The 2,146-nt window shown below is 56.3% G+C and carries 2 protein-coding genes; both read right to left on the reverse strand.

What is annotated here, in order from left to right:
- Positions 1-125 precede the first annotated feature (125 nt).
- A complete protein-coding gene (locus tag G4D87_RS36935; protein WP_338045027.1) occupies positions 126-1,076 on the reverse strand; it encodes an HNH endonuclease in 951 nt (316 codons plus the stop codon).
- 180 nt (positions 1,077-1,256) lie between these two features.
- Entirely contained in the window at positions 1,257-1,694 is a 438-nt protein-coding gene (locus G4D87_RS36940; protein ID WP_163787469.1) for a hypothetical protein, read from the reverse strand.
- Positions 1,695-2,146: the final 452 nt, after the last annotated feature.

Raw genomic sequence — 2,146 nt, forward strand, 5'->3', positions numbered from 1 at the left:
GTCCCAGTGAGAGCCGTATACGCAGGGCTTGCTCTGGACAAGTCCCAGTCCAGTAGGAAGTTCAAGCGCGATTTCGCAGCAGGGAACTTCGTCCCGTCAAGGGTTCACGGTTCTCTATCGCTGGATCAAGCGAACAGCGTCTCCTTCATTGCCATTGTGGCATGCCGCCACAGTCGCCAGTGTCTTGTTCCAGCACTGGCCATCGAAGTTGCAAGAAAGCCTGGACAGGTCAGTTGTGCCAGTGGATGTAATGGGAGTCCCAAGGCAACTGGCAAGAACACGGCAGCCACTAGTAGGGCGAAGAAAAGCAAACTGGCCAAAACGAATTCAGTTCTGCTGATGCTCCAATCAATTGTCGTCCAGGCATGATTGAGCTGCGTCCAGCCCGAAGACGCGTGGTTGAAGATGGAGTGAGGAAGAGCGTTGCCTGCCTCGTCAATGATCTGCAACAAGGTTACGCGCATTCCTTCGCGGCCTGGGGGGGCGATGTTCTGGAGCTTTAAGTCGAATTCGTGGCCGTTATCGAGGCGGATCCATACTTGCCGATTCACATACAGAATGTCGCGCTCGCTCGTTCCGCTCTTTTCGCGCACGATTCGAGTGACAGGTGCGCCGATAGATGTAATTGCTCCGTCCAGGGCCTGGAGCTTGAAGAGAGCCCCCATGCAGGCGAACTCATGGAACCGTTCCGGCAGTATTGACGTGCGTTTGGCTAGAGACTGGCGGGAGTGATTCTGCTTCCACTGCTTGAGCATTTCTGCTGAAAAGGACGACTCTTGGCAGTCCACCAGCGCATGATGGTTCCGACACAACAGCAACATATTGTCGTATCCGTTGATGATTTCTTTTCTGGCGCCTTCAAATGGATAAGGACGAGGCCCGCTGGATTTCACGGAGTAGATGTGTGCGATGTGGCCAATAATGACCGAGTCGTCATGGGGCGTGGCGTCAGCAATCAGCTTGGATTGGCAATCCGGGTACGCGCAGCGATTTTCAGATAGCCCCCATAGTCTTCCGAGCGTGCTCGGCTCGTAAGCGCGCCGATATTCGTATGGCTTAGATCTTGGGTTCGGCATCGGAACTCAGGCAAGGGCGATGCAGCGCCTATTTGTGGATATTTCTGATGCTCCGTGCGGCCTGAACTGCCTGCTTGGCTGATCCACGTCAAGCCCCCCCCCGAGCCCGGGCAGTCTTCATCGGTCGGCACGGATTGCATCTGCGACGGTCGCCCGCCGCAGGTTGGTGCAAGGGGAGTGCTAGGGATTGATGGTCGCCTTGACCTGTACGATCATTCCCTTGAGTAGATTATACTTGTTGTGAATGACAAGTACGTAGTCTCCTGTCGGGATGTCTTCGGTATTTGTAGCCCCAGTGATCTTCAGGCCCTGGAACGCGGGAAAGTGCTTGAACTCCTTTCCTGCCTTGAACTTTTCGTAGTTGTCCGTCGTCATCAGATAGACGTCAAATCCCTTATCTGTGTTCTTGGTGCCCTTGACGCTGACTTGAAGTGTTGCCTTTCTTGAGAGCTTGAAGCCGCGCATCTGAGAGCCGCGGTTTGAGATCGCTATCTCTTCGTCAACAATGACTTGGGTCTTCGCGAAGAGCCCGGCCGCATGTGCCTGCGGCGCCGCCGTCAAGCTGACGAGCCCGGCCGTAAACGTGACGCAAAGTGCAACAAGCCCCGACTTCAACATGTGGTGAACCCCTGGGTAGTGAGCGGTAAATGGCAAATACCTGACATTGAGGGGGGCGTCTAGTCTAGGCCCACTGACAGGTACGCGGAACCTCTGCACTCCGAGCGAACGCGGCGCTCAGTTCATTTTCAACTGGCGGGTGAATTCTTACCTGATGGTCTCGCGGGAGCATGCTCGCGCATCCATGAGCACCGCCAGGGCGGTGGGGGCAGGGACATCGCGCGGATGAGCCACCGGAGTGTCGACATGGATAGGTTGAGAGTGAGTGTCCTCGCTTCCGTGGACCCCCTCAATGCGATGGAAGGGTGTTTGATGTCGGAGCGAGGTAAGCGTCCGGCCAACGACGTGCTGAGAGGCGTTGAGGTGAGAGCCGCCGCCGTGGACGCTGGCGAGCATGTCGAAGTCGGTGGAGAAGCAGGAGTGGTTCCAGGTCGCGGAGTCTTTCGAGGCCA

It is taken from the genome of Myxococcus vastator (assembly GCF_010894475.1).
Taxonomy (GTDB): domain Bacteria; phylum Myxococcota; class Myxococcia; order Myxococcales; family Myxococcaceae; genus Myxococcus; species Myxococcus vastator.

Excerpts from the sequence above, each read along its gene's own strand:
- G4D87_RS36935 (WP_338045027.1), bottom strand. The coding sequence starts at position 1,076 with ATGCCGAACCCAAGATCTAAGCCATACGAATATCGGCGCGCTTACGAG.
- G4D87_RS36940 (WP_163787469.1), bottom strand. The coding sequence starts at position 1,694 with ATGTTGAAGTCGGGGCTTGTTGCACTTTGCGTCACGTTTACGGCCGGG.